Origin of the sequence: Marinobacter sp. AL4B (assembly GCF_019916045.1) — a bacterium.
Classification (GTDB): Bacteria; Pseudomonadota; Gammaproteobacteria; order Pseudomonadales; family Oleiphilaceae; genus Marinobacter.
Window position 1 is genome coordinate 348397 of sequence record NZ_JAILWZ010000013.1, and the last position, 23198, is coordinate 371594.

General features: G+C 55.0%; 19 protein-coding genes. 7 read left to right on the forward strand and 12 right to left on the reverse strand.

Annotation, left to right across the window (positions count from 1 at the left end; all coding sequences use genetic code 11):
* Positions 1-16: 16 nt before the first annotated feature.
* From K5L82_RS11920 to pedF, 6 genes are all read right to left on the reverse strand, one after another.
* Positions 17-1000 carry an MDR family oxidoreductase gene (locus K5L82_RS11920; protein WP_133007380.1) on the reverse strand — a complete coding sequence of 328 codons (984 nt, stop codon included), beginning with the start codon at positions 998-1000 and terminating at the stop codon, positions 17-19.
* 46 nt (positions 1001-1046) lie between these two features.
* On the reverse strand, positions 1047-1685 hold the full coding sequence (locus K5L82_RS11925) for a TetR/AcrR family transcriptional regulator (protein WP_223134299.1): 639 nt from the start codon (positions 1683-1685) through the stop codon (positions 1047-1049).
* A gap of 232 nt (positions 1686-1917) precedes the next feature.
* A complete protein-coding gene (locus tag K5L82_RS11930) occupies positions 1918-3438 on the reverse strand; it encodes an aldehyde dehydrogenase family protein (protein ID WP_223134300.1) in 1521 nt (506 codons plus the stop codon).
* Between the two features lie 206 nt (positions 3439-3644).
* Positions 3645-5420: a PQQ-dependent methanol/ethanol family dehydrogenase gene (locus K5L82_RS11935; RefSeq protein WP_133007377.1), complete on the reverse strand. Its 1776-nt coding sequence runs from the start codon at positions 5418-5420 to the stop codon at positions 3645-3647.
* A gap of 145 nt (positions 5421-5565) precedes the next feature.
* Positions 5566-6522, reverse strand: a complete 957-nt coding sequence (locus K5L82_RS11940; RefSeq protein WP_133007376.1) for a substrate-binding periplasmic protein — start codon at positions 6520-6522, stop codon at positions 5566-5568.
* A 71-nt stretch (positions 6523-6593) separates the two neighbouring features.
* Positions 6594-7022: a cytochrome c-550 PedF gene (gene pedF / locus K5L82_RS11945; RefSeq protein ID WP_133007375.1), complete on the reverse strand. Its 429-nt coding sequence runs from the start codon at positions 7020-7022 to the stop codon at positions 6594-6596.
* Positions 7023-7383: 361 nt separating this feature from the next.
* Here pedF and K5L82_RS11950 point away from each other — a divergent pair, with 361 nt between their 5' ends.
* Both K5L82_RS11950 and K5L82_RS11955 read left to right on the forward strand, forming a co-directional pair.
* Positions 7384-9231: a methanol/ethanol family PQQ-dependent dehydrogenase gene (locus tag K5L82_RS11950; RefSeq protein WP_133007374.1), complete on the forward strand. Its 1848-nt coding sequence runs from the start codon at positions 7384-7386 to the stop codon at positions 9229-9231.
* Between the two features lie 74 nt (positions 9232-9305).
* Positions 9306-9968, forward strand: a complete 663-nt coding sequence (locus tag K5L82_RS11955; protein WP_223134301.1) for a pentapeptide repeat-containing protein — start codon at positions 9306-9308, stop codon at positions 9966-9968.
* A gap of 25 nt (positions 9969-9993) precedes the next feature.
* Here K5L82_RS11955 and K5L82_RS11960 read toward each other — a convergent pair whose 3' ends face one another.
* Together K5L82_RS11960 and K5L82_RS11965 are read right to left on the reverse strand one after the other, a co-directional pair.
* Entirely contained in the window at positions 9994-10650 is a 657-nt protein-coding gene (locus K5L82_RS11960; protein WP_133007372.1) for a response regulator transcription factor, read from the reverse strand.
* Positions 10647-11861, reverse strand: coding sequence for an ATP-binding protein (locus K5L82_RS11965; protein ID WP_223134302.1), 1215 nt, complete (start codon positions 11859-11861; stop codon positions 10647-10649). The genes K5L82_RS11960 and K5L82_RS11965 overlap by 4 nt, the downstream gene beginning before the upstream one ends.
* Before the next feature lie 163 nt (positions 11862-12024).
* On the opposite strand from K5L82_RS11965, the gene K5L82_RS11970 reads away from it, so the two are divergent.
* The 5 genes from K5L82_RS11970 to K5L82_RS11990 all read left to right on the forward strand — a co-directional run bounded on the left by K5L82_RS11970 (position 12025) and on the right by K5L82_RS11990 (position 16748).
* Positions 12025-13212 (forward strand): ABC transporter substrate-binding protein, encoded by a 1188-nt coding sequence (locus tag K5L82_RS11970; RefSeq protein ID WP_223134303.1) that lies wholly within the window; start codon positions 12025-12027, stop codon positions 13210-13212.
* Positions 13213-13252: 40 nt separating this feature from the next.
* Positions 13253-14227, forward strand: coding sequence for a YVTN family beta-propeller repeat protein (locus tag K5L82_RS11975; protein ID WP_223134304.1), 975 nt, complete (start codon positions 13253-13255; stop codon positions 14225-14227).
* Positions 14224-14946 carry an ABC transporter ATP-binding protein gene (locus K5L82_RS11980; RefSeq protein WP_133007368.1) on the forward strand — a complete coding sequence of 241 codons (723 nt, stop codon included), beginning with the start codon at positions 14224-14226 and terminating at the stop codon, positions 14944-14946. The genes K5L82_RS11975 and K5L82_RS11980 overlap by 4 nt, the downstream gene beginning before the upstream one ends.
* A 2-nt stretch (positions 14947-14948) precedes the next feature.
* On the forward strand, positions 14949-15752 hold the full coding sequence (locus tag K5L82_RS11985; RefSeq protein WP_133007367.1) for an ABC transporter permease: 804 nt from the start codon (positions 14949-14951) through the stop codon (positions 15750-15752).
* Between the two features lie 318 nt (positions 15753-16070).
* A complete protein-coding gene (locus K5L82_RS11990) occupies positions 16071-16748 on the forward strand; it encodes a response regulator (RefSeq protein WP_133007681.1) in 678 nt (225 codons plus the stop codon).
* Between the two features lie 32 nt (positions 16749-16780).
* Here K5L82_RS11990 and K5L82_RS11995 read toward each other — a convergent pair whose 3' ends face one another.
* The 4 genes from K5L82_RS11995 to K5L82_RS12010 form a co-directional block, all read right to left on the reverse strand.
* Entirely contained in the window at positions 16781-19027 is a 2247-nt protein-coding gene (locus K5L82_RS11995) for a NahK/ErcS family hybrid sensor histidine kinase/response regulator (protein ID WP_223134305.1), read from the reverse strand.
* 1 nt (position 19028) lies between these two features.
* Positions 19029-20189 carry a nitric oxide-sensing protein NosP gene (gene nosP, locus K5L82_RS12000; RefSeq protein ID WP_410505861.1) on the reverse strand — a complete coding sequence of 387 codons (1161 nt, stop codon included), beginning with the start codon at positions 20187-20189 and terminating at the stop codon, positions 19029-19031.
* A 232-nt stretch (positions 20190-20421) separates the two neighbouring features.
* A complete protein-coding gene (locus K5L82_RS12005; protein ID WP_223134307.1) occupies positions 20422-21519 on the reverse strand; it encodes a porin in 1098 nt (365 codons plus the stop codon).
* Between the two features lie 174 nt (positions 21520-21693).
* Positions 21694-23079: a WS/DGAT domain-containing protein gene (locus tag K5L82_RS12010; RefSeq protein ID WP_262492649.1), complete on the reverse strand. Its 1386-nt coding sequence runs from the start codon at positions 23077-23079 to the stop codon at positions 21694-21696.
* Positions 23080-23198: the final 119 nt, after the last annotated feature.

The following is a 23198-nucleotide window of genomic DNA, read 5'->3' on the forward strand; positions in this document are numbered from 1 at the left end:
AACGCGCTGCCGGGGGCTATTCGGCTACGGGGATCACGATGCGCCCACGAATGGTTCCGTCCATAAACTGGCTCGCGGCCTCGATGGCCTCATCAAATGGCACTTCGGTGATCATGCTGTCCAGCAGTTCCGGGGAAAGGTCTTGCGCCAGCCGCTCCCAAGCCTCCAGGCGGTCCTTTTTGGGTGCCATGACACTGTCGACACCGCACAAGGTAACGCTCCGGAGAATAAAAGGCGCGACCGTCGCAGGGAAGTCCATGCCCGCAGCCAGCCCGCAAGCCGCGACAACGCCTCGATACTTCATACCAGCACACACATTGGCCAGAACATGACCGCCAGCAACATCAATTGCACCCGCCCAGGTTTCCCGGGCCAAAGGCTTACCCGGCTCGCTCAATTCCGCTCGATCCAGAATCTGTTTGGCGCCAAGAGATCTGAGATAACTTTCCTCTTCTGGCTTACCTGTTACCGCCGTCACCGAATAGCCTAACTTGGCCAGAATCGCGACGGCAACACTGCCGACGCCGCCGGTTGCGCCAGTGACTAAGATGTCGCCGGAATCCGGTGTGACGCCGTGTTTTTCCAGCGCCAACACGCACAACATCGCGGTATACCCTGCGGTGCCGATGGCCATGGCCTGGCGCGCTGTAAACGATGCTGGTAGCGGAATCAGCCAATCACCTGACAAGCGCGCTTTCTGAGCAAGGCCACCCCAATGTTTTTCACCGACACCCCAGCCGTTGAGCACGACTTCATCACCGGCTTTAAACTCCGGGTTGGATGATTCAGTGACCACACCGGCCAAATCAATGCCCGGAACCATCGGGTAGGATTTCGCAATCGGAGCAGTGCCAGTAATCGCCAATGCATCCTTGTAGTTCAGCGTGCTGTAGGCGACATCGACGGAGACATCACCTTCCGGCAACCAAGCCTCGTCAATGGATTTCAGGGACACTTGCTGGTCGCCCCGGCTGCCTTCCATCAAAATACCTTTGAACATATTGCCTCCAACGATTCTGTTTTGTGATTTGAATCAGGCTGCTTGATCAGCAACCACGCACCAACGCCATAAAGCCGTTGGTAAATTGCTCCAGAGGTTGCGAGGACTGCTCGAGCTTGGCGCGCAATACCGCGCCCTCCCAACCAATCCAGAAAAACTGTGCCATCTGCTCCGGCACCAAGTGCTCGGGAGCCTCCCCCGCCTGTCGGGCTTCTTCAAGTACCCGGGCTATCCGGGCTTCCCAATCTCGGAATACATCACTTAGCAGGCCGCGAAAACTCTCCGGCAGCGCAGCCATTTCCTGCCCCATATTTCCGATCAGGCAACCGCGCCTGTAATCGAACTTTTCCATGCCAAGCTTGGCGTCTTCCACAAAACCCTGAATTCTGGCAAGCGGTGTCAGGGAACTGTCCGCTAACGAACGCTCCAGCTTGTTGGCGAAAAACAGGCCGTAGGCCTCAATCAGCGCTTTACCGAAAGCTTCTTTGTTGTCGAAGTAATGGTAGAAAGAGCCTTTAGGCACCTTGGCCTGGCGCAAAATTTCATCAAGCCCTGTGTAGGAATAACCCTTCTCTGTTAACGCTGCCAGCCCAACCCCAATCAAAGCCTGCCGGGTGTCCTGATAACCGGCGCTCTGACTTTTAGGGGGCCGCCCTCTTTTGCGCTTGACTGGAAACGTATCCACATCCACTCCTATATTTTAGACCGACCATCTAATTAATTAACCAAAGAATACGACCGATCGTCTATTAAATCAAATAAAAAAGGCCCTGGGATCGGGCCAAAAAGAGAGGCAAATCTATTCCCGCGCTCGGAAGAGCACCCCGGCAGGTGCCGGGTTTAACAAAAGCACAATCCCTGTGCGGTCACACAAAAACGGGACCGGTATGAACCGACCCCTCACTGCCGTTTACAGATCAGAAAAATCCAAGAGGATTAGCGTCGTAGCTGGTCAACATGCATTTGGTCTGCTGATAGTGCTCCAGCGCCATCTTATGGGTTTCACGGCCGATACCGGATTTCTTGTAACCACCGAAGGCTGCATGAGCCGGATACGCGTGGTAACAGTTCATCCATACCCGACCGGCCTGAATATTACGCCCCATCCGATAAGCCAGGTTGGTATCGCGAGTCCAGACGCCGGCACCCAGGCCGAACTCGGTATCGTTGGCGATTGCCAGCGCTTCTTCCTCGGTTTTAAAGGTGGTGACACCCACCACCGGCCCGAAGATTTCCTCTTGGAAAACGCGCATCTTGTTATCGCCCTTGAACAGCGTCGGCTGAATGTAGAAGCCGTTATTGAACTCGCCTTCAAGATGCTCCCGGTCACCACCGGTAAGTACCACTGCACCTTCCTGACGACCAATTTCCATGTACGACATGATTTTGTCGAACTGTTCTTTGGAAGCCTGAGCGCCCACTTGGACCTCGGTATCCAATGGGTTTCCGCGTTTGATGGACTTGGTGCGCTCAACCACTTTTTGCATAAACTCTTCGAACATGTCTTCCTGAACCAGGGCACGGGACGGACAGGTGCAAATTTCACCCTGGTTGAAGAATGCCAACACCAGACCTTCGACACATTTGTCGACAAATTCCGGCTCCGCTTCCATTACGTCGGAGAAGTAAATGTTCGGGGACTTGCCGCCCAATTCAACGGTCGAAGGAATGATGTTTTCCGCCGCGCACTTAAGAATATGGGAGCCCACTGGGGTCGACCCGGTAAAGGCGATCTTGGCAATACGCTTACTGGTGGCCAGCGCCTGGCCGGCTTCGATGCCGTAGCCATTTACAATGTTGATCACGCCTGGTGGCAACAAATCACCAATAATTTCCATCAGTACCAGAATGCTGGCTGGCGTTTGCTCAGCTGGCTTCAGCACCGTGCAGTTACCTGCAGCCAGGCACGGACCCAGTTTCCAGGCGGCCATCAGCAGCGGGAAGTTCCAGGGAATGATCTGTCCAACCACACCCAGCGGCTCGTGGAAATGATAAGCCACGGTGTTGTGGTCGATCTCCCCCATGTGGCCTTCCTGAGCCCGCAGACAGCCGGCGAAGTAACGGAAGTGGTCCGCGGCCAGAGGAATATCGGCATTCAGAGTTTCACGAATCGCTTTACCGTTATCCCAGGTTTCTGCAACCGCGAGGGCTTCAAGGTTGGCTTCAATACGGTCAGCGATTTTCAGCAGAATATTGGAACGTTCAGTGGGTGAGGTCCTGCCCCAAGCTGGCGCCGCCTTGTGCGCAGCATCCAAAGCCAGCTCAATATCTTCGGCGCCAGAACGCGCCACTTCGCAGAAAACTTCGCCGGTGACAGGGGTGATGTTCTCAAAGTACTGACCTTTCACCGGAGCTACAAATTCACCGCCGATGTAATTTCCATAGCGGGATTTAAATGAAACAACGGAGCCTTCTTTACCGGGTTGTGCGTAGATCATGACGTTGACCTCTTTTGTTGTGTTTGTCGCTTAGTAACAAAGCCGTTCACGCTTACCTGTTCAATGTAGTCGTGACACTCTGATCCGTGAATGATTCGTTAGAGGGGGACGGCTGGTACCTTGGTAGTAGATGCTCTGAAGCAGATGGTTTCGGCGGCTAAAAAAAGGGCCGCACGAAGGCGGCCCAAAGAGACACAAAACTCAGATCAATTGGCCGCCACTCGATCTTTAGGCAGCTTGAAAGTCCAGACCAGACCACCTTGATTGAAGTTCTTGACCACCTTGGCGACTTCGCCACCCCACAGCGGTACAGCACCACCCCAGCCGGAGAGAACAGAGACATACTGTTCGCCATCCATAGTCCAGGTCACTGGCGTTCCAACAACCCCAGAACCGGTATTGAACTTGTACAGCTCCTCGCCAGTTTTAGCGTCAAAGGCTTTCAGGTAGCCTTCCGGGGTGCCGGTGAAGACCAGATTACCGGCGGTGGTCATTACGCCACCCCAAAGAGGGGCCGGGTTCTCGTAACGCCAGACTTCCTCACCGGTTTTCGGGTCCATCGCCCGGAGCACGCCAATATACTCGTCGTTAGTAGGCTTGATGGTAAAACCAGCCCCCAAGAAGGCCGCGCCTTTTTTATAGGAAACCGGCTCGTTCCAGATGTCCATAGACCACTCGTTCGACGGAACGTAGAACAGTTCGGTTTCAGGGCTGTAAGCCATGGGCATCCAGTTCTTTCCGCCTAGGAAAGCAGGCTGAGCAACGACGGTTTCGCCTTTACCAGCTTCGGCCTCGGCTGGGTCACCGGGGCGCCCATTCTCCGCATAGATGGGTCGACCAGTGTCTGGGTCCAAACCTTCCGCCCAGGTAATTTTGTCCACAAACGGAAATCCACGGATAAAACCACCATTCTCGCGATTGAGCACGTAGAAGAAACCATTACGGTCTGCGGTTGCAGCGGCCTTGATAGTCTTACCATTTTCCTTCAGATCAAACGAGATCAGCTCGTTTACACCATCGTAATCCCAGCCATCGTGGGGCGTGGTCTGGAAGTGCCATTTGATGCTTCCATCGTCGGGATTGATGGCCAAACGGGAGGCGGAGAACAGGTTATCGCCCGGACGCAGGTGGGAGTTCCAGGGCGCGGGGTTGCCGGTACCGAAAAACAACGAATCGGTTTCTTCATCGTAGGTGCCGCCCAACCAGGTTGCTGCGCCACCATTTTTCCACATATCGCCCGGCCAGGTTTGCCCTGCCTTGCCACCGGAAATCCCATTCTCTATTTTTTTACCATCCCGGTAGACATACCCCATATGGCCCTCGACCGTGGGGCGAGTCCACACCAAATCACCGGTATTGGCGTCATAGGCTTCGACCTTGCCGACAATCCCGAATTCACCACCCGACACACCTGTGATCAACTTGCCCTTAACAATCAAAGGCGCCGCGGTGATGGCGTAACCGGCCTGGTAATCTGCCACTTTTTTTATCCACATGGGTTTGCCGGTGTCTTTGTTCAAAGCCACGAGCTTTGCATCCAGAGTGCCGAAGATCACCTTGTCGCCATACAGTGCGACACCCCGGTTCACCACATCGCAGCACGGCATGATGCCATCTGGCAAACGGGCATCGTACTGCCAGAGTTCCTCGCCGGTTTTCACATCAATCGCATAAACCCGAGAGTAAGAGGCGGTTACATACATCACGCCGTCTTTGATCATGGGCTGGGCTTCTTGGCCCCTCATTTTCTCCCCGCCAAATGCAAAACCCCATACTGGCTGCAGGTGCTTTACGTTGTCTGTGTTCAGATCAGTCAGGGGGCTGAACCGTTGTCCCTGCAAGCCCATACCGTAGCTGACGATATCGTCAGTCGTCTCTGCATCTCTCAAAATGTCTGCGTCTGTGACCGCGTGGGCACCGCATGACACAGCCAACGCCAATGCGCTGGCCGCAATGCGAATCCCGAATTTGTTCGATCTCATGGTTGCGCTCTCCTACTCTGTTTTTGTCAGTTGCGAGCCGAACCGGGAAGTTTTCCCGACCCTGAGCTGATTTTTCGCAAAGACCGCAAGATCAACAATTCCCCCCACGGACAGGTTTTCTCATCACTTGGTAGTACGACCGCCTTTATTCCTGCCCTTCGGCACGAGCGACCGCTTCCTCGCTCAGAAAACTCCGGTAGTAGCCCGGCACGCTGTACGCCAGGTCCATGCCATCGAACAGATCGTTCAGGGCGCCCTCGGTTACCAATCGGTTCACTATGGCCTCGATCGCATAGCCAAGCTGCCGATGGGTATGCTTGATTGCCATTCCCACATCCCAAACCTGTTTCACCAGACCAGGGAAGCCATTCTGGGCGGCCACAAATTCTTCGTTCTCGGGCTGTGCCAGCTCATGGTGAATCTCTGCCCGCATCCCCATGACCGCACGGACTTCGCCTTGACGCATAGCTTCAAACGCAGCCTTGACGTTCGGGTAGTGGCGCACCTGATTACGCATGCGACCGCCCAACGCCGAACTGAAATAAAAGTCCGGCAGGGTATCAATCTCGACACCGATAGCGTGGTACTGGAACACCGCGACCGTATCCACGGCATCAAGCATTGCCGGGTCATATGCTATCTGCCAGCTCTCTTGCTGATAGGGCCCGAACAGCACCACCTGCTCGTTAATATATTCTCCGGTGGAATCCTGCATGTAGGCATATTGTTTGTCGTAGGGAACGCGCATCATCACATCGGCCAGTCGCTGCTTATCCAGATAATGCCCCTTCCACACGTTGTTCCGAAGATCATCTCCCAACTCTTCGTCAGGGATAATCCAGTGCACACGAAACTCCACCCCCATCTCCCTGGCGATCAGCTTGCCGAGCTCAACATCAATACCGCGGGGCTCGCCATTTTGCTCATAGGAGTAGGGCGGAAAATCCCGATACACCCCGACTTTCAGGTAACCCGACTCCAGAATAATGTCGTAAGTGCGATCGGATGGCCGGTTCAGCAGTTCATCGCCGTCGTTGACCTCCTGCCCCCAAGCGGCCAGCGACACCAGAAAAGTGATTACAAACGTAAGGATTATTTTCATTATTGGTTTCCCCAACGACCAAGAGCCGGCACAGGGCCGGCTCTGTTCAGAGCGATTCGAAAGTCATGGTGTTACTCAGGTTTGGGCAGAGACTCAACATAGGTCCGGATGGCCCACATTGCGCTCTGATCCATACTTTTCTTCCAGGATGGCATGCCCCGATCTGTGCCGTTACGCACCCGAGTAATGTAGTACTCATCGTCCCACTCGGTCAGCTCCCGCAAATCCGGGGTCAACCCGCCGGACATAGCACGAATACCGTGGCAACTGGCACAGTTACCTGCGTAGGCACTCTCACCGATCTTCGCGGCTTCGCCCTGAAACTCACCCAGCTCGTTACCTTCACGGAACGGATTTTCCATGTAAATTTCGTCACCGAGCTCCGGCAAGTTGCCGGTATTTACCGGCTGCGGTGTCACGTTGCCATGCGCCATGGCCAAACCAGCAGCACCTGCCAGCACGGTGGCAATAAACGATGTGATTAAACGCGGCATTGTCATTGTTACTACCTCTGTTTGGTTGCCCCTACGTTGGCTATTGGATTTTTCGTTTACCAACACGCTGCCAAACAGTGTAAGAATCTGCGTCTCGGCCCCCTATTCCACTTTGGGGGTTTAGGTCTAGTTCCTTGGTAGTACGCGGTCAGAGCAAGAGCGAAAGCACAAGCACCCTTAAAAGCGAACAAAAAAACGCCACTTCTCAACAACAAACCAGCCTACCGGGAACTTTTCCCGACTTTTTCGTCGATTTTCCCGACTTCCATCTGACTTTTTCCGTCGCTCAATCGCCCCTCACTTGCCAATACTCGGAACGTCAGCGCACAGACCGTGCTGTTCACAACAACAATCATGGGGAACGAATATGAATCGTCGCAAACACCCGCTGGTCACGAGCATCAGCTTGGCTCTCGCCATTGGCACCGCAGGTGCGTTCAGTGTGACCGCACAGGCAAAAGAGGTTACCTGGGAAGATATCGCTAACGATGCCGAAACCACCCAGGATGTTCTCGGATACGGCATCGGGCCAAAGGCCCAGCGCTACAGCCCGATGACTACCATCAACAAGGACAATGTGGAAAGGCTGGTTCCCGCTTGGTCGTTCTCTTTCGGGGATGAGAAGCAACGAGGACAGGAATCCCAGGCACTGTTGCATGATGGCGTAATCTATGTGACCGGTTCCTATTCGCGCCTGTACGCCCTGGACGCCAAAACCGGCGAAAGACTTTGGGAATATAACCACCGCCTTCCAGAAGGCATCCGCCCTTGCTGTGACGTGGTCAACCGGGGTGCAGCCATCTTTGGCGATAAAGTGTTCTTCGGTACGCTCGACGCAGGCATCGTGGCACTCAACAAAGACACGGGGAAAATCGTCTGGCGCAAGAAGTTTGCCGACCACGAGGCAGGCTACACCATGACCGCTGCCCCGACGCTGGTCAAAGATCAGAAATCCGGCAAGGTATTGCTGATTCACGGCTCCTCAGGCGATGAGTTCGGTGTCGTAGGCAAACTGTTTGCCCGTGACCCGGACACCGGCGAGGAAGTCTGGATGCGGCCCTTTGTTGAAGGCCATTACGGTCGACTGAATGGTGAGAAAAGCACGCCAACCGGCGACCCCGAAGCCCCCAGCTGGCCGGATGATCCCAACCAGCCTACCGGCAAAGTGGAAGCATGGAGCCATGGCGGCGGCGCACCTTGGCAAAGCGCCAGTTTTGATTCGGCAACCAATACCATCATCGTGGGTGCGGGTAACCCGGCCCCCTGGAATACCTGGGCCAGAACATCCCCCGGTGGCGATCCGGCAGACTACGACAACCTGTACACCTCCGGGCAAGTCGGTGTAGACCCGTCGACCGGCGAAGTGAAGTGGTTCTATCAGCACACCCCGAACGATGCCTGGGACTTCTCCGGCAACAACGAGCTGGTACTCTTCGAATACACCGAAGACGGTGAGAGCGTTTCAGCAACGGCTCACGCGGACCGAAACGGCTTCTTCTACGTGGTGGACCGCACCAACGGCGAATTCAAGAAGGGCTTTCCGTTCGTCGACAACATCACCTGGGCGAAAGGTATCGACAAGAGCGGCCGCCCAATCGAGGCTGAAGGTCAACGTCCACCACCCGTTGCAGAAGGCGAGACCCGAGGTGAATCCATCGAAGTGTCACCGCCTTTCCTGGGCGGAAAAAACTGGAACCCGATGGCGTACAGCCAGGATACCGGCCTGTTCTACATTCCCGCCAATCACTGGAAAGAAGACTACTGGACCGAAGAAGTTAGTTACAAGAAGGGCGCCGCATACCTGGGTCAGGGTTTCCGCATCAAGCGTATGTACGATGACCACGTCGGCATTCTGAGAGCAATGAATCCGATCACCGGCGAGATCGAGTGGGAGCACAAGGAAAAAATGCCGTTGTGGGCAGGCGTACTGGCCACTAAAGGCGGCCTGGTCTTTACCGGCACAGGTAACGGATACCTGAAAGCCTTTGACGCCGAAACCGGTGAAGAACTCTGGAAGTTCCAGACCGGCTCGGGGATCATTTCCCCACCCATCACCTGGGAAATGGACGGCGAGCAGTACATCGGCGTGACCTCTGGCTACGGCGGAGCCGTTCCTTTGTGGGGTGGCGACATGGCAGAACTGACCAAGCCGATCTCTCAAGGCGGATCGTTCTGGGTGTTCAAGCTTCCCTCTTGGGCCCAAGCTTCAAACTGATGTTCGCTACCCTAAAGGCCCGGCTATGCCGGGCCTTTAGGGTGCCTCGTTATGCATGGCAAAGAGCGCTCAATATGAAAACACTGATCTCAGCAACCCTGTTGGCTATCGCCGCTTTTCCAGCCACAGCCACAGCCACAGATGACATGGCTCATTTAGACACCGTTACTGTTATTAATGACTGCAAACTGCAGACAGAAACCGTCTGCCCGAAAGCGGATCTTCAGGGCGCAGACTTGTCGAACATGGACCTCCGCTCTGCGGATTTCCGGGGAGCCAATCTGCAAGGCGCCAATCTCAGCCACACAAATCTCCGGGGAGCCAACCTGGACGGCGCCAACCTGGACGGCGCAACTGGCTACCGACTCCAGCTTTACCGCGCGTCGATACGAGGTGCAAAAGCACGCAATGCAACATTACCCGGTTTACAGGGAGAGTACCTGTTTGCTCAAGGCGCCGACTTTAGTGGTTCGGATCTGTCAGGCGCCAACTTTGCATTTTCCCGTTTCTCCGGAGCAACGCTCATCGAGACCAGAGCGCCATTCAGCAGCTTCGAAATAGCGTGGCTCCCGAAAGCCAATTTACAGGGGGCGGACTTGACCGGGTCGAATCTTCAGGAGGCTAAGTTCGGGCACGCTAATCTGGCCGAAGCACGATTATCCGGGGCGAGAATTCATTTTGCCACGTTCGAAGGCACCTTCATGGAGGGCTGTACAGATTGCCCACATGACTGGTAAGCGAAGAAAAGCGGGCGAGGCCGTTTCAGGCTCGCCCGGCCCGCGCCTCCTGCCCTAAACGTAACAGCCCCGCATCCACTGCCAGATGCACCAGCTCAATCGACGATTCCACCTGCAATTTGCTTTTCAATAATGCCAAATGATTGGAAACGGTTTTATTGCTGATGCATAGGCGCTCGGCAATTCTCGACACGGCGTCTCCTCGGGCAAACATGAGCAGAACTTCCATCTCACGCTGAGTCATGTCCCGAAGACGATGATCCACGGGACGCTCTTGATTTAACGCCAGCCGGGTTGCTATGGGGTGCTCAATATAGGGTTTACCCGCGGCCACCCAACGTACCGCCTCGGCCAGCTCCTCCGGCGCGCAGTTCTTGGACACAAAGCCCATGCCGCCCACCTCTAGCGCCTGCCTGACCATGGGCAGTTCATCATGCATGGTAAAGAATAAAATTGCCGCACCCCGCCAGCGCTGACGAATCCGGCGAGCCACCTCCAGACCGGAAACATCCGGCAAACCCATATCCAGCAGCAGCACATCAGGCTGTACGCTGCCATACCGAGCAATGGCGTCTAGCCCGGCATCCAACTCGGTGATGGCCACCGCCGGTAAAAGATTCCGTAACAGGTTGGCGATGCCCTGCCGAACCACCTGGTGATCATCCACAATCATCAATTTCATACATTAACCTCCGGCATCACCAGTAAGACTCGCGTGCCTTCGCCCGGTTGACTGAGTAGCTTCATCTGGCCCCGCAAACAGCGAGCCCGCTCTCGCATAGAACGCACGCCTAACCCCTTTGATCCAGCGTGGTCACCCACCCCCTGGCCGTTATCACAGACCTCCACTTCAAGTGCACCGTTTGATCGGGATACTGTCAGGGACACCCTGGTCGCTTTGGCATGGCGGGATATGTTGTTCAACGCTTCCTGTAAGAAACGGTATAGATGCGTCTGCTGTTCACCGGTGAGAGCCGGCAAACCGTCATCCACCTTCAGGTCACAGTTCAACCGGCTTAATTGTTGCCATCGCTCAGTCAGGTGCCGGATGGCCGCCCCTAACCCCAGTTGCTCCATCACCAGTGGGTGCAGGTCCTGCAACAAGTGGCGAAAATGCTTCTGTACTGTTTCGCAATGCTGCGCCAGCTCGCTCGCCTGTTTTTTCTGTTCACTATTGAGATCCGGGTCATAGAGCCAGGCACGCGCTTGAGCACGGATGCCGGTTACGTACTGCCCCAAGTCGTCATGCAATACCCGCGCAATATGCTCCCGCTCACGGTCCTGAACCTGCAGCAGCTCGGCCATCAACTCCCGAACGGTATTCTGCTCTTGCTCCAGAGCTTCTGCCATGGAATTGAAGCGCGACACCAGATCATTCACTTCCTGCAGTTCGTGCCGCTTCAGCCGCGAGGTCAATTGACCCTTCTCAATCGCCACCATCGCCTGACCCAGTTCTGCCAAAGGCCGAAGCCCTTGCCTGACGGCCCAACCTAGCGCTGCAAAGCACAGCAACATACCCAAGAGAAAGGCACCGGAGATCAGAACGAAACTTTCCCAGATCTCGTCGACCTCGTCCGAGGGAGCAAGTTGCCAGCCATTGGTCGTCGGGAGATGGAGATCGCCGGCCAACAAACGGGCAAACCATGCTGGCACATCATCAGAGAGCTTGACCTCCTGACCACCAACAGCAACCGGTCGAAGGTGCCGTATCTCACGAACCAATTCAGGCGCTAACTGGGCTGGAGCTGGCAAACTATTCGCCAGCTCCATGACAGAAACCAATTCCCGCTCAATATCCGCCCTCGCCTGCACCGTATAGAACCAACCTCCCACCGAATAAACCAACAGGAAAACGACCAGCATCAGCAAGGAAATTTTCCGGTATGCAGTCATATTTTTATCCATTTGGCGGTATTGAAGAGCGTCACACTCATCCTAATCCGGCCAGATTTCACAGGAATAGTTCTTTAGTACCGGCACATTCCTACTTTATGAATATTTCCGGGACGATTTCCCTCTCATAAGCTGGAAACAAAACAAGATCCGGGAGAAACCCATGAACGGCTTAAACCGACACAGGCTGATCAAAGCCTTCTCAATCGGCACTCTGGCGGGCTCACTGGCAGTCGCTACGCCTGCCGCTGCTCTAGACATTCGTATCGGTTACATCCAGTTCGTTCCGGATCAGGGGCCAGTACTTTCCAATGTCATACCAGAACCGGAAAATGCCGGCGCGATCGGCGCGGAACTGGCCGTAAAAGACAACAATACAACCGGGAAATTTCTGGGCCACAACTACACCCTGGAGACCCGTGTGGTTGACTCGGAAGAGTCTGCCTTGATCGCCTTTACCGAACTTCAGAACACCGACATCGATCTGTTCGTTACCCGCGTTCCCGGAACGGTCCTGGGCAACATCAGCGAACACGCTGGCGACGACACGCTGTTATTCAACGCGGGAGCAAAGGACGACAGCCTCCGAACCCTCACCTGTCATGCCAATTTGCTACACACCATGCCCAGCCACGCCATGCTGGCGGATGCCCTCGGTCAGTGGTTAAGGCAACGACGCTGGCAAGAGGTTTTCCTCATTACCGGCCCGACAGAGGAAGATCAGGCCTGGGCCGCCGCCTTTCGCCGCGCCAGCCTGCGCTATGGCCTGGACATTGTGAAAGACAAACCCTGGACCTTCGATGCCGACCTGCGCCGGACCGCATCAAAGGAGCTGCCTTTATTTACCCAAGCTAGCGACTACGATGCCGTCGTCGTGGCCGATGTCCGGGGCGACTTTGGCGAATACATTCCCTTCAATACTTGGCTACCACGCCCGGTTGTCGGCACTCAGGGCATGATGCCGGTTGCGTGGCACAGGGTGGTTGAGAGCTGGGGCGCGGCCCAATTGCAGAGCCGCTTTACCGATCTCTCCGGACGTGACATGACCAGCGAAGACTACGCGGCCTGGGCCGCTGTTCGGGCCATTGGTACCGCAGTGACCACCATCAGCAGTGCAGAAGCCCAAGCCATCAGGACCTTACTGTTCAGCGATGATTTCGATCTTGCCGGCTTCAAAGGCCGAAAGCTCAGCTTCCGGGACTGGAACGGACAGCTGCGCCAACCCATTCCTCTGGTACATCCACGGGGTTTAGTGGCTCAGGCACCATTCGAAGGTTACCTGCACCCGACCAGCGAGCTGGATACCCTTGGTTACGACAAGCCAGAAAGCAAATGCCAGATCAACAACTGACCGCACCGGCGGTAGCTATCACAACAAAAAGGAGTTACCCATGAGAACCGCGTTTACTCAAACCATACTGGCAGCCATGATCGGACTATCAACACCCGCTCTGGCCAGTCTGGCTTACGTTTCCAACGAAAAAGACAACACCCTTTCCATCATTGATACCGAAACCCTTGAGGTCGTAGACACTATCGATGTCGGCCAGCGGCCCCGCGGCATACTGCTGTCCAAGGACGCCAGCAAACTCTATATCTGCGCCAGTGATGATGACACCGTGCAAGTCTTAGATCTGGCTACCCGTAAGATCATCGATACCTTGCCCTCCGGAGAAGACCCTGAGCAATTTTCATTGCACCCCAACGACAAGCATCTCTACATCGCCAATGAAGATGATGCCATCGTGACGGTCGTAGATGTTGAGACCAAAGATGTTCTAGCCCAGATCGATGTTGGCATCGAACCCGAAGGCATGGCGGTTAGCCCAAATGGCAAATGGGCTGTGAACACCTCCGAGACCTCCAGCATGCTGCACTGGATCAACACCGAAACCTTTGAAATAGAGAAAAACATCGTCATTGGCCAGCGCCCACGCCATGTGGAGTTCAGCAAAGACAGCAAAATCGCCTGGGCCTCGGCTGAGATCGGCGGGACGGTTCACATCATCGATGTGGATAAGCTGGAACAAACCCATGAGCTGTCTTTCAAGGTGCCCGGGGTCAGCCCGGATCGCGTTCAGCCGGTTGGCATTGAGCTCACCTCCAACGGCGAGTATGCCTTCGTCGCCCTGGGGCCTTCGAATCACGTTGCGGTAGTGGATGCCAACACCTACGAGATTCTGGACTATCTGCTGGTCGGCAGCCGGGTATGGCAACTGGATCTGGACAAAGACGAGAAACGCCTCTACACCACCAACGGTGTCTCAGGTGATGTGTCAGTCATAGACGTCGATGCGCTGAAAGTCATCAAATCCATTAAAGTAGGCCGCTACCCCTGGGGCGTGGTGGTCGACCCGAATTCATGACTGTCGAGGCCATTAATCTCAGCTTTCGCTACGGCGACAAAACGGTGCTCGATGAGGTCAGTTTCACACTGACCTCTGGCCGTTTTCATGCTCTGTTAGGCCCAAATGGTGCCGGTAAATCGACACTTTTTGGACTGCTCACCCGGCTTTTGGCACTGCACCAGGGGGATGTACGCTTAGCCGGGCAATCCCTGCAGAAACAGCCGGCCGATGCCATGCGCCAGATTGGCGTCGTGTTCCAGCAGAATGCTCTGGACTTAGATCTGACGGTGAGCCAGAACCTGCACTATCATGCTGCGTTGCACGGTCTGTCCCGCAAGGAAGCACGTGTGCAAGCAGAGCTTGAACTGGAACGCGTCGGCCTGCAAGACCGGGCCAACGACACCGTGCGCACCCTCAATGGCGGCCATCGCCGGCGAGTGGAAATTGCCCGCGCGCTGCTGCACCAGCCGTCCTTGCTGTTACTCGACGAGCCCACCGTCGGTCTGGATGTCGCCAGCCGCAAAGCCATTAATAACCATGTCCGAACCCTCTGCGAACAGGATGGCCTAACGGTGCTCTGGGCAACTCATCTGATAGAAGAGGTCCGCGAAGACGATCAGGTGCTGATCTTGCATCAGGGTCGGCTGCTGGCCAATGGCCCTGGCCACACCATCTGCAAAGCCGAGGGCGCCTCGAATTTGTCTGACACTTTCCACGCCCTGACAGGAGCCGGATAACCATGAAAGCCGCTCATTATTGGCACTGTTTTATCGGCATTCAGGCCCGAGAATGGCTGCGATTCTGGCAACAACGCACTCGCTTCACCAGTGCACTGGTGCGGCCACTGCTCTGGCTGGTGGTGTTCGCCGCCGGCTTCCGCGCGGTATTGGGCATTTCCATCATTCCGCCCTACCAAACCTACATTACCTACGAAACCTATATCGCCCCTGGCCTCTGCGGAATGATCATTCTGTTCAATAGCATGCAAGGGGCCTTGTCTATGGTCTACGACCGGGAATTGGGCAGCATGCGGGTATTGTTGATGAGCCCTATGCCACGGCCTTTCCTGCTGATCACCAAATTACTGGCAATGGGAGTGGTGTCGATCGGACAGGTCTATGTGTTCCTGTTGCTGGCACTACTGGTGGATGTCGAGCCTCCGCTGTGGGGCTATCTGGCCGTGTTACCCGCACTGATTCTCAGCAGCCTGATGCTCGGTGCCTTTGGGTTGCTGATCGCCACGTGGGTCAAGCAGTTGGAGAACTTCGCCGGAGTAATGAACTTTGTCATTTTTCCGATGTTCTTTATGTCCTCGGCGCTATACCCACTGTGGCGTATGAACGAAGCAAGCCCCTGGCTTTACTGGGTCTGCCAGTTCAATCCGTTTACCCACGCCGTAGAAGCCATCCGGTTCTCGCTTTATCTGGAATGGAACCCCATGGCCTTCGGCATCACAACCGGTGTCACCGTCGTTCTGACGCTATTGGCGACCGCAGGATTCCGGCCTCATCGCACCAAAATACTGGGCACCAAATCAACTTGATCGGACAAAAGCCCAAACTTGGTCAAATCCGGGTTATAGAAGACGAACTTCTACCTGCTCGACGCCAAAACCGAAGGCCTCAAAAGCATAGTACTTTAGTGCCTGTTTTTTGGTGCGATGGTCGCATTCACCCCAAGGCGCAGATGGCGTGTAATGACATCATCACAATAATAAACAGTGAATCGACACCCTCTCCGGCGATTCTCTGTAACGGAGGCCGCCATGCTGAACAAGCTCGATGCCGCACTCTCTTCCGAAAACCGTTATCATAATTCGGAAGCCATCCCTCACAATGAAAACAAACAGGTAGAACCGCCCATGGAGCCGGCTTACAAGATTCTGATTGCCGACGACCACCCGCTGTTCCGGGAAGCCATCAGCAGCGTCATCGCGTCTGGCTTTGAAGGCAGTGAAATCCTTGAAACCGCGGATCTGGACAGCGCCCTCGAAATCACCCGAGAGAATGACGATCTGGACTTGATTTTGCTCGATCTGAACATGCCGGGCATGCACGGTTTGAATGGGCTAATCACACTGCGCAACGAGGCACCCACCATTCCGGTGGTAATTGTCTCTGCGGAAGAAGACAAGCAAGTGGTGCTTCAGGCGATCACTTATGGCGCGGTCGGCTTTATTACCAAGTCATCGCCCCGCCCCCAGATGACGGAAGCCATCCAGCAGATATTGAATGGAAATGTCTATCTGCCTTCAGACATCATTCGTACCGGCAAGGAAAGCACGCAGCGGCGCACCCGCAGCGAGGAGAACCTGATCTCGCCGGAGCTGCTGAATTCCCTCACTCGCCGCCAGCTGCTGGTTCTTGAGCGCATGGCCAAGGGCGAATCCAACAAGCAGATTGCCTACAACCTCAACATCGCAGAAACCACCGTTAAAGCGCATGTATCTGCAATTCTGAGAAAGCTCGGCGTTCATAACCGGGTACAGGCCATCCTGTCGGCAGGCGATGTGGACTTCAGCCAATACCTCAAACGCTAAAGGCGGACAACTGCACCTGCCGGCGGTTGTGCTCAGCGGCGAATAACATGGCTGAGTACACTCCGCAGCTTCAAGGGTTTTACCGGTTTGTTCATCAATAGATAACCCAGCTCACGAATGTGCTGTTTCAGTTCATTACTGTAGTTCGCTGTGATCATCAACACCGGTGCAGGCTGTGAGCGCTGGCCATTAATCACGGCAACGGCATCCACGCCGTTATCATCGTTATCCAAATGATAATCCGCCAACACCAGGTCTACCGGAGCATCGGCGACATCCACCTGCGCTTCCAGATCGTCGGCGGATACCGCGGTAATTACCTGACAGCCCCAGCCTTCGAGCAGGGTTTTCATGCCTTGGCAGATAGCCAGATCGTTATCGATCACCCAAACTCTGGCGCCAGCCAGGCCGCTGTCGTGCACCACTGGCTGAGGCCTTGGCGACGCTGGCAGCCTGTGTCGGCGCTCACCGACAGGCACCCGAACCGTGAACACCGAGCCCTTGCCTTCCACTGACGACACTGAGACCTCGTGGCCGAGCATGCGGGCAATCTTGTCCACGATAGCCAAGCCAAGCCCCAAGCCTTTGTCCGCGGGGGCGCCATTCGGTCGAATTCGTTTGAACTCCTGAAAGATCTCGGTGAGCTTGTCGGCGGGAATGCCCGGTCCAGAGTCCCACACCTGCAACAGCACATGGTCACCCTGACGACGACATCCCAACAGAATTCTTCCTTGGCCTGTGTAGCGAATGGCATTGGTCAGGAAATTCCGGAGGATGCGGGCCAGCAATTGGGAATCGGATTGCACCACCGCAGAGCTGGGCACAAAATCCAACTGCAGCTTCTCAGCTGAAGCCATTTGCCGGAATTCACGGGCAATGTTGTTGAGCAGATCGCGGAGATCAAAGGCGGTGACATCCGGCGTAATTACCCCGGCATCCAGCTTCGAGATATCCACCAGCGTGCCCAGCAGATTCTCTACATCATCCAGAGAGGTGCTGACCGAGCGCACCAACCCTTCGGCTTTCGGCCCAAAACTGTGCTCCAATAAAGCACTGGTGAACAGCCGGGCGGCATTCAGCGGTTGCAGCAGATCATGGCTAACTGCGGCCAGGAATTTGGTTTTGGACAAGTTCGCCTGTTCGGCTTCTTGCTTGGCTTCCCTCAGCCTCGCTTCCACCGCAGAACGCTCGGCGATTTCATCGCGAAGTTGCTGGTTCAAGCCGGTCAGCGCTGCAGTGCGTTCGCGAACCCGGTGATCCAGGTCATCGTATGCCTGCTCCAAAGCAATCGAGGTCTTGCGCCGATCGGTAATATCCCGAATCAAAACAAAGAAACCGGTCACCGCTCCGGTGCAATCACGATTAGGCACATAAGATCGCAACATAAAACGTTGCTCTCCATGCTCGCCCGCTTCCTCAAATTCGAAGTTCACGCTGTGCCCGTCCAGCACTTCCAAAATCTGAGGTAACAGGCGCTGATAGAACTCGTCAGAATGCACTTCCTCGAGGTGTTTCCCCATAGGCGACACCCCATTGCGTCCGTACCAGGCTTGATAGACCTTGTTGCAAAACTGAACCCTGAGATCGGCCCCGACATAGGCTATCAACGCCGGCACATGATCGGTAACCACCCGTATCCAGCGCTCGCTTGCTTCAAGTGCCTTGATGCGTCGGGTCATTTCACTGTTTTTGACGTCGGTAATGTCAGAGTACAACACCACCAAGCCCCCCTCACGGGTAGCTCGTTCAGTCATCTGCACCCAGCGACCATTGGAGAGTAGGAAAAGTACCCCCTCAACATCCTCCTGACGATGCTCTTCCACAATCAAACCGGAACTCTCGGCAAGAGCTTTTACCGCATCGATATGGGTACCCGCTTTCGGCACCGATACACGGGCATGGCGCCAGTAGCTCCGGAAACGGCTGTTGGTTTGAATCAGACGATGATCACAGTCAAACAGTACGAAGCCATCAGCGATGTTCTCAATGGCATCGCTCAGCCGCTGCCTCGAGGTTTCATCCTCTTCCCGAGCCCGACTCAGCGCTTTATGACTCGCTTTAAGCTCGTCCATGGCCAGGTTCAGGGCTTCGGTGCGTTCCCGTACCTGCTCGGCAAGAATGACCGAATGTTCAAACGCCGCATAGGGCGCAGGCTTGTGTCCGGCACCGGATTCCACGCGAACAATCAGGGCATCGCGGATGCTTCGAAGCCGCTGATTCTCCGCTTCCAGCTCGGCAATCCGGCGGTCTTTATCATCCGGCAGGGGCTGCCCGTTCATACTAGCCGGGGAAGTCAGGCTGACCAATGACCACCCCCGTAAAAGTCTGGTTTATGTGCATTCCGTTGAACTGCTCCCCGTAGGAGTTAAAACCGACCACCTTATGTTCCCTCAGAAACGCCGAGACGGCATCCGATTGCTCTGTCAGCTCGGCTTCCAAACGCCGTAAAAAACAATCACAGGCAAGAGTCACCAAAGGCTTACCGACCACCCGCTCGGAGGCATCAAGCTGCGCCCGCACACTCTCAAGCAAAGACCCCGGATTCATAGCAGTCATCACAATGCCGGTCTCAACCGCACAATAAAACGTGAGACTGCCATCAGGGTTCACCCGCTGTATCGAACGGACAAAATAATTACCCCCGACTTTTACCCCCAAGGGCTGCAAAGCAAAAACCTCCCGGTCCAGTTGGGCAACGGGAACACCGACAGTGCGGGCGTATACCTCTGCAGCAGGCTCCGCGTTCAACTCAAAGACGGTACGCGTCTCTGGACAAGCTCGGGTTACCACAAGCTTATCCGCCTGCTCCTGCATGTGGTGTGTCGAAAACACTCGAAAATCCAGCGGTGTATTCACCAGCATCACCGTCGCCGCACTGCTGTGAAAGCGTCCGTCGAAAAAGACATGGGTACCGGCCAGGCGCTCATCGTCTCCGGCAGAACCACCGAACTGGGGTATCGAACCCAAAGCCGCATTCAGGGTTGCCAGAACAAGCTCTTCCCGACTCGAAAGGCCATCAAGCATGGTTATCGCGAAGGTATTGCCTTTTACGGGCGCCAAGCGGGCGTCACGACAAGTATTAAGCAACCGGTCAATCACACTCTGTGCGTTCTGCAGCGTGAAGCCGTCAAATTCATCGATCAGCGCGCAGTCAATGGCAAAGTAGCGGGTATCAAACCCCAGCGCGCTGATGCAACCCCGGTCATACCCCTGCTCAGTGATCTCTCCCGCAGACGTACAGCCGTATACTCGCGCATTCGGAAACGCCGCTTGAATCGCAGGCCCAAGGCGTTCCAGGTCAAATTCAACAGAGCAAAAGAACAGCACGCATCCGAGGTTTTCATGCTGAAGCTGCTCGGCAAGGTGCGCAGCGGCAAGTTCTGGTTCCCGTATGCTAACGCTGGCGGTTCGGACCGCTGGTTCCTGATTGTCTGCGTGCATTGAAAGGGCCCTTGGGCAACGGGGAGATTGCTCCGATTCTACGCCGTTGTCAGAACAGAGGAATTCGACTTCAGTGCTTTTTATTGGCTCGCCAAAACGGTGATAACCCATTGATTATTAACCTCATAAATCAATGGCCGGTGACACAGCCTAATTTCGGCACAAGAAAACCGGCACTTTAGTCGGAATAACAGGCGGGTGCCGGTGCCAGAACGGGCACCGGCTGGGCAGATTAGAAGGTTACAATCGCGCCCACAGCCAGGGTGTCAGTATCGACGACAGTGACATCCGATGTCTTGGTTTTCTGCTCAAACAGGTTGTACTCGGCCACCAGTTTGAAGTTGCTGTTGACGTCGTGGAACACGGCAAACGAGGTGTTCTCGGTGTCAAAATCGCCCTGATCCGAATCTGTTTCGCCATAAGACACCACAAACCGGTTCGCACCCAGAGAGTAAGAACCCTGTAGCAAGTAACCATCCGCATCGTCTTCTGACGCCAGAACAGAGTCGCTGATCAACACCGGCACATCCCCTTCCGATTTAAAACCGGACGCAGTCAACGAGAAACCCGCTACCGCTGCTTTTAGACCATAACCGACGCCCTTACTGTCAATTTCCGTTGTTGCATTCTCTGAGCTCTGGTGGCGACCATTTAACCAGCCGGTCAGAGCCAGCCCTTCAACATCAATACTGTAGGTAACCTCTGCTTCAAAACGAGGAAGCGATTGTTCAGAGCCCGCGCCGGTTGTATTGGCCGGTTCAAAGATACCCGCAGCCACCTTCAGGCCACCCAAGTCCGGTGACCGATAGGTAATCTGCGCCGAAGGGTTTGGATAGGGATAACCCGTGCGGATATTACCGAAGGAGACCCCCGTCGCCGCGCCGGGAGAACCAAACCCCATCAGTAATTCATCAAGGAAAATGTTGGAACGGGCATACAACCCGAAATCCTTACCGATCAGCACCTGACCAAAGTCACCGTCGACCGTAGCGTAGAGCTGGCGCACGTCAATACTGGTGTCGGTAGGCGACTGCAGACTGTCATTAATGGTGCTCCAGAATGAAGAGCGGCCACCAAGAGTCAAATCCCCTACTTCTTTACTGAAGTTGAAGCCGATGGTGTTGGGCAGAAAACCCATTTTGACGTCGGAATTGCGAACATCGCCGACCTTGTCATCACGATTCACATAAAAAGCATTGAAATAACCATCCGCGGAAAAAGCGGTTCCATCCTGATTGTAGATCTCAACGGCGGCCTGAGCCCCTGCGCTCCCTCCCATCACTGCGGCTACCGCAAGTAACAACCCTGACTTTCTCATCTTATTGTTCATACATCCCCCGGTTATTGTTTGAAATCTGGGATCAGGAGCCATTGAACAGAACAACAGCCCCAGGCACATTTGCGCGCCTGAGGACCATAGTCAGGGAATGGAAAGTGGGAAAACATTGTTCGTGAGAGCAGGTTGCCTGCTTATTTGGGAGGCATTAAATATGGAACTTTCGACTTACGACTCACTGGAAAACTGCTCCAGTTCAGATAAACAATCCTCTAAAAAAGCATCAGGCGCTGCCAAAACGGCTTCATCAGCCACCACACCAAACTGCACCTGACCCGCATAACTGACCACGCTCACACCCAAACCGATATCGCCGGCCTGAGGCACCCAAAACATCTGCTCTTTAATTGCGCAGCCGGCGAGGTACCGAGTTTCAGGCGTGCCGTGGACGTTGGATACCACCGCAGATGCTTTGCGGAAAAACAAATCCGCCAGAGGTTTTCTACCAACTTCCGGCAACAAAGGAGCGCAAGCCGTTAGCCCCCAGGCAAGTCCCGGTTGAATGCTTTTTTTCAGCTTTCGGGTTTCATGTTTTACACGGAACAAGCGCTCCAGCGCGCTTTCCCCGTCAACGGGCAAAGGTACGAAGACTGTACCAAAGCAATTACCGAGTTCGCCGTCCTCCGGTTTGATGCCTTTTGGCATCTGAACGCGAATATCCACAGGTACCGCCGCATGCAACACCGAATCGTTCAGTTGTTCCGGCGTCAGGCCAAGCTTCGGGCGAACAGCAGCGACCACGCAGGCCAATAACACATCGTTAATGGTTGTATGGGTACTTTTCGCGATCTTTCGGAAGCGTTCCAAGGCAACCGGTGCCGACCAACTGCAGCTACGACGTCCAAGCAGCGGTTGCTTGAGGTCAGACGGGGTTTCTTCTTCCTCGATCAGAAATTCACTGATCTTATGCACCAAACGTGCACCACTCTGGACAGCCTTGCCCACCTGTTTTTGAGCCGAACCAGAACTTGCACCCGCATGGGGTGCAGGTGTAGCACCGAGCTGAGCCAGCATCAAACCCAGCCACTGCTGTGCGGTTTCCGTCCACTGACCAAGCTTTGGCACTTCCGGGGCGCCGTATAGAGCCGGGTATTGTCTGGGTGAGGATGGACACAACTGGTCGAAGACACCTAAAAGGGACAGGCCATCGGCGTAACAATGATGAATTCGCAACAGCAGTGCTGCCCCACCCTCGGCATGGGGCGCGAGCCAGAACTTCCAGAGCGGGCGATACAATGGCACAGGATCATTCAAACGGGCGGACACCCAGTGTTTTAACTGAGCCGGATCAAATTGATCCTGCACAATATCCAGATGACGAGCAGGGTTGAAGGTGGGATCTTCCTGCCAATACCAAGCGGGGGCTCGCCACACAGGGCGGTATCGAAAACGCTCCCAGGCTACCCAATAAACGCTCAAAAACTCTCGAAAGCGGGCTGCGGTAAGACCTTCAACCCGGAGCATGACGGTGATGGTCATGGGGTTATCTGGCTGCTCCAAAGCCAGCCAGGCCGAATCCGAAGGCAGCATTAAATGCGATTGCTCTTGGCTCAAACCTGAAGTTCCCCGATGGCTGTCTTATTATTGCGAGTTCTGCATTGTGCCAGAGTCAGGGTATCGTCTCCATATATCAACCACCTCCCCTAATTACAAAAAGTTACGTTACTCTTCGT

What these genes read in the sequence shown, in the direction of transcription:
- K5L82_RS11920 (WP_133007380.1), bottom strand. Translation starts at nt 1,000, where the DNA reads ATGTTCAAAGGTATTTTGATGGAAGGCAGCCGGGGCGACCAGCAAGTG.
- K5L82_RS11930 (WP_223134300.1), bottom strand. Translation starts at nt 3,438, where the DNA reads ATGATCTACGCACAACCCGGTAAAGAAGGCTCCGTTGTTTCATTTAAA.
- K5L82_RS11935 (WP_133007377.1), bottom strand. Translation starts at nt 5,420, where the DNA reads ATGAGATCGAACAAATTCGGGATTCGCATTGCGGCCAGCGCATTGGCG.
- K5L82_RS11940 (WP_133007376.1), bottom strand. Translation starts at nt 6,522, where the DNA reads ATGAAAATAATCCTTACGTTTGTAATCACTTTTCTGGTGTCGCTGGCC.
- pedF (WP_133007375.1), bottom strand. Translation starts at nt 7,022, where the DNA reads ATGACAATGCCGCGTTTAATCACATCGTTTATTGCCACCGTGCTGGCA.
- K5L82_RS11950 (WP_133007374.1), top strand. Translation starts at nt 7,384, where the DNA reads ATGAATCGTCGCAAACACCCGCTGGTCACGAGCATCAGCTTGGCTCTC.
- K5L82_RS11955 (WP_223134301.1), top strand. Translation starts at nt 9,306, where the DNA reads ATGAAAACACTGATCTCAGCAACCCTGTTGGCTATCGCCGCTTTTCCA.
- K5L82_RS11960 (WP_133007372.1), bottom strand. Translation starts at nt 10,650, where the DNA reads ATGAAATTGATGATTGTGGATGATCACCAGGTGGTTCGGCAGGGCATC.
- K5L82_RS11965 (WP_223134302.1), bottom strand. Translation starts at nt 11,861, where the DNA reads ATGACTGCATACCGGAAAATTTCCTTGCTGATGCTGGTCGTTTTCCTG.
- K5L82_RS11970 (WP_223134303.1), top strand. Translation starts at nt 12,025, where the DNA reads ATGAACGGCTTAAACCGACACAGGCTGATCAAAGCCTTCTCAATCGGC.
- K5L82_RS11975 (WP_223134304.1), top strand. Translation starts at nt 13,253, where the DNA reads ATGAGAACCGCGTTTACTCAAACCATACTGGCAGCCATGATCGGACTA.
- K5L82_RS11980 (WP_133007368.1), top strand. Translation starts at nt 14,224, where the DNA reads ATGACTGTCGAGGCCATTAATCTCAGCTTTCGCTACGGCGACAAAACG.
- K5L82_RS11985 (WP_133007367.1), top strand. Translation starts at nt 14,949, where the DNA reads ATGAAAGCCGCTCATTATTGGCACTGTTTTATCGGCATTCAGGCCCGA.
- K5L82_RS11990 (WP_133007681.1), top strand. Translation starts at nt 16,071, where the DNA reads ATGGAGCCGGCTTACAAGATTCTGATTGCCGACGACCACCCGCTGTTC.
- K5L82_RS11995 (WP_223134305.1), bottom strand. Translation starts at nt 19,027, where the DNA reads ATGAACGGGCAGCCCCTGCCGGATGATAAAGACCGCCGGATTGCCGAG.
- nosP (WP_410505861.1), bottom strand. Translation starts at nt 20,189, where the DNA reads ATGCACGCAGACAATCAGGAACCAGCGGTCCGAACCGCCAGCGTTAGC.
- K5L82_RS12005 (WP_223134307.1), bottom strand. Translation starts at nt 21,519, where the DNA reads ATGAACAATAAGATGAGAAAGTCAGGGTTGTTACTTGCGGTAGCCGCA.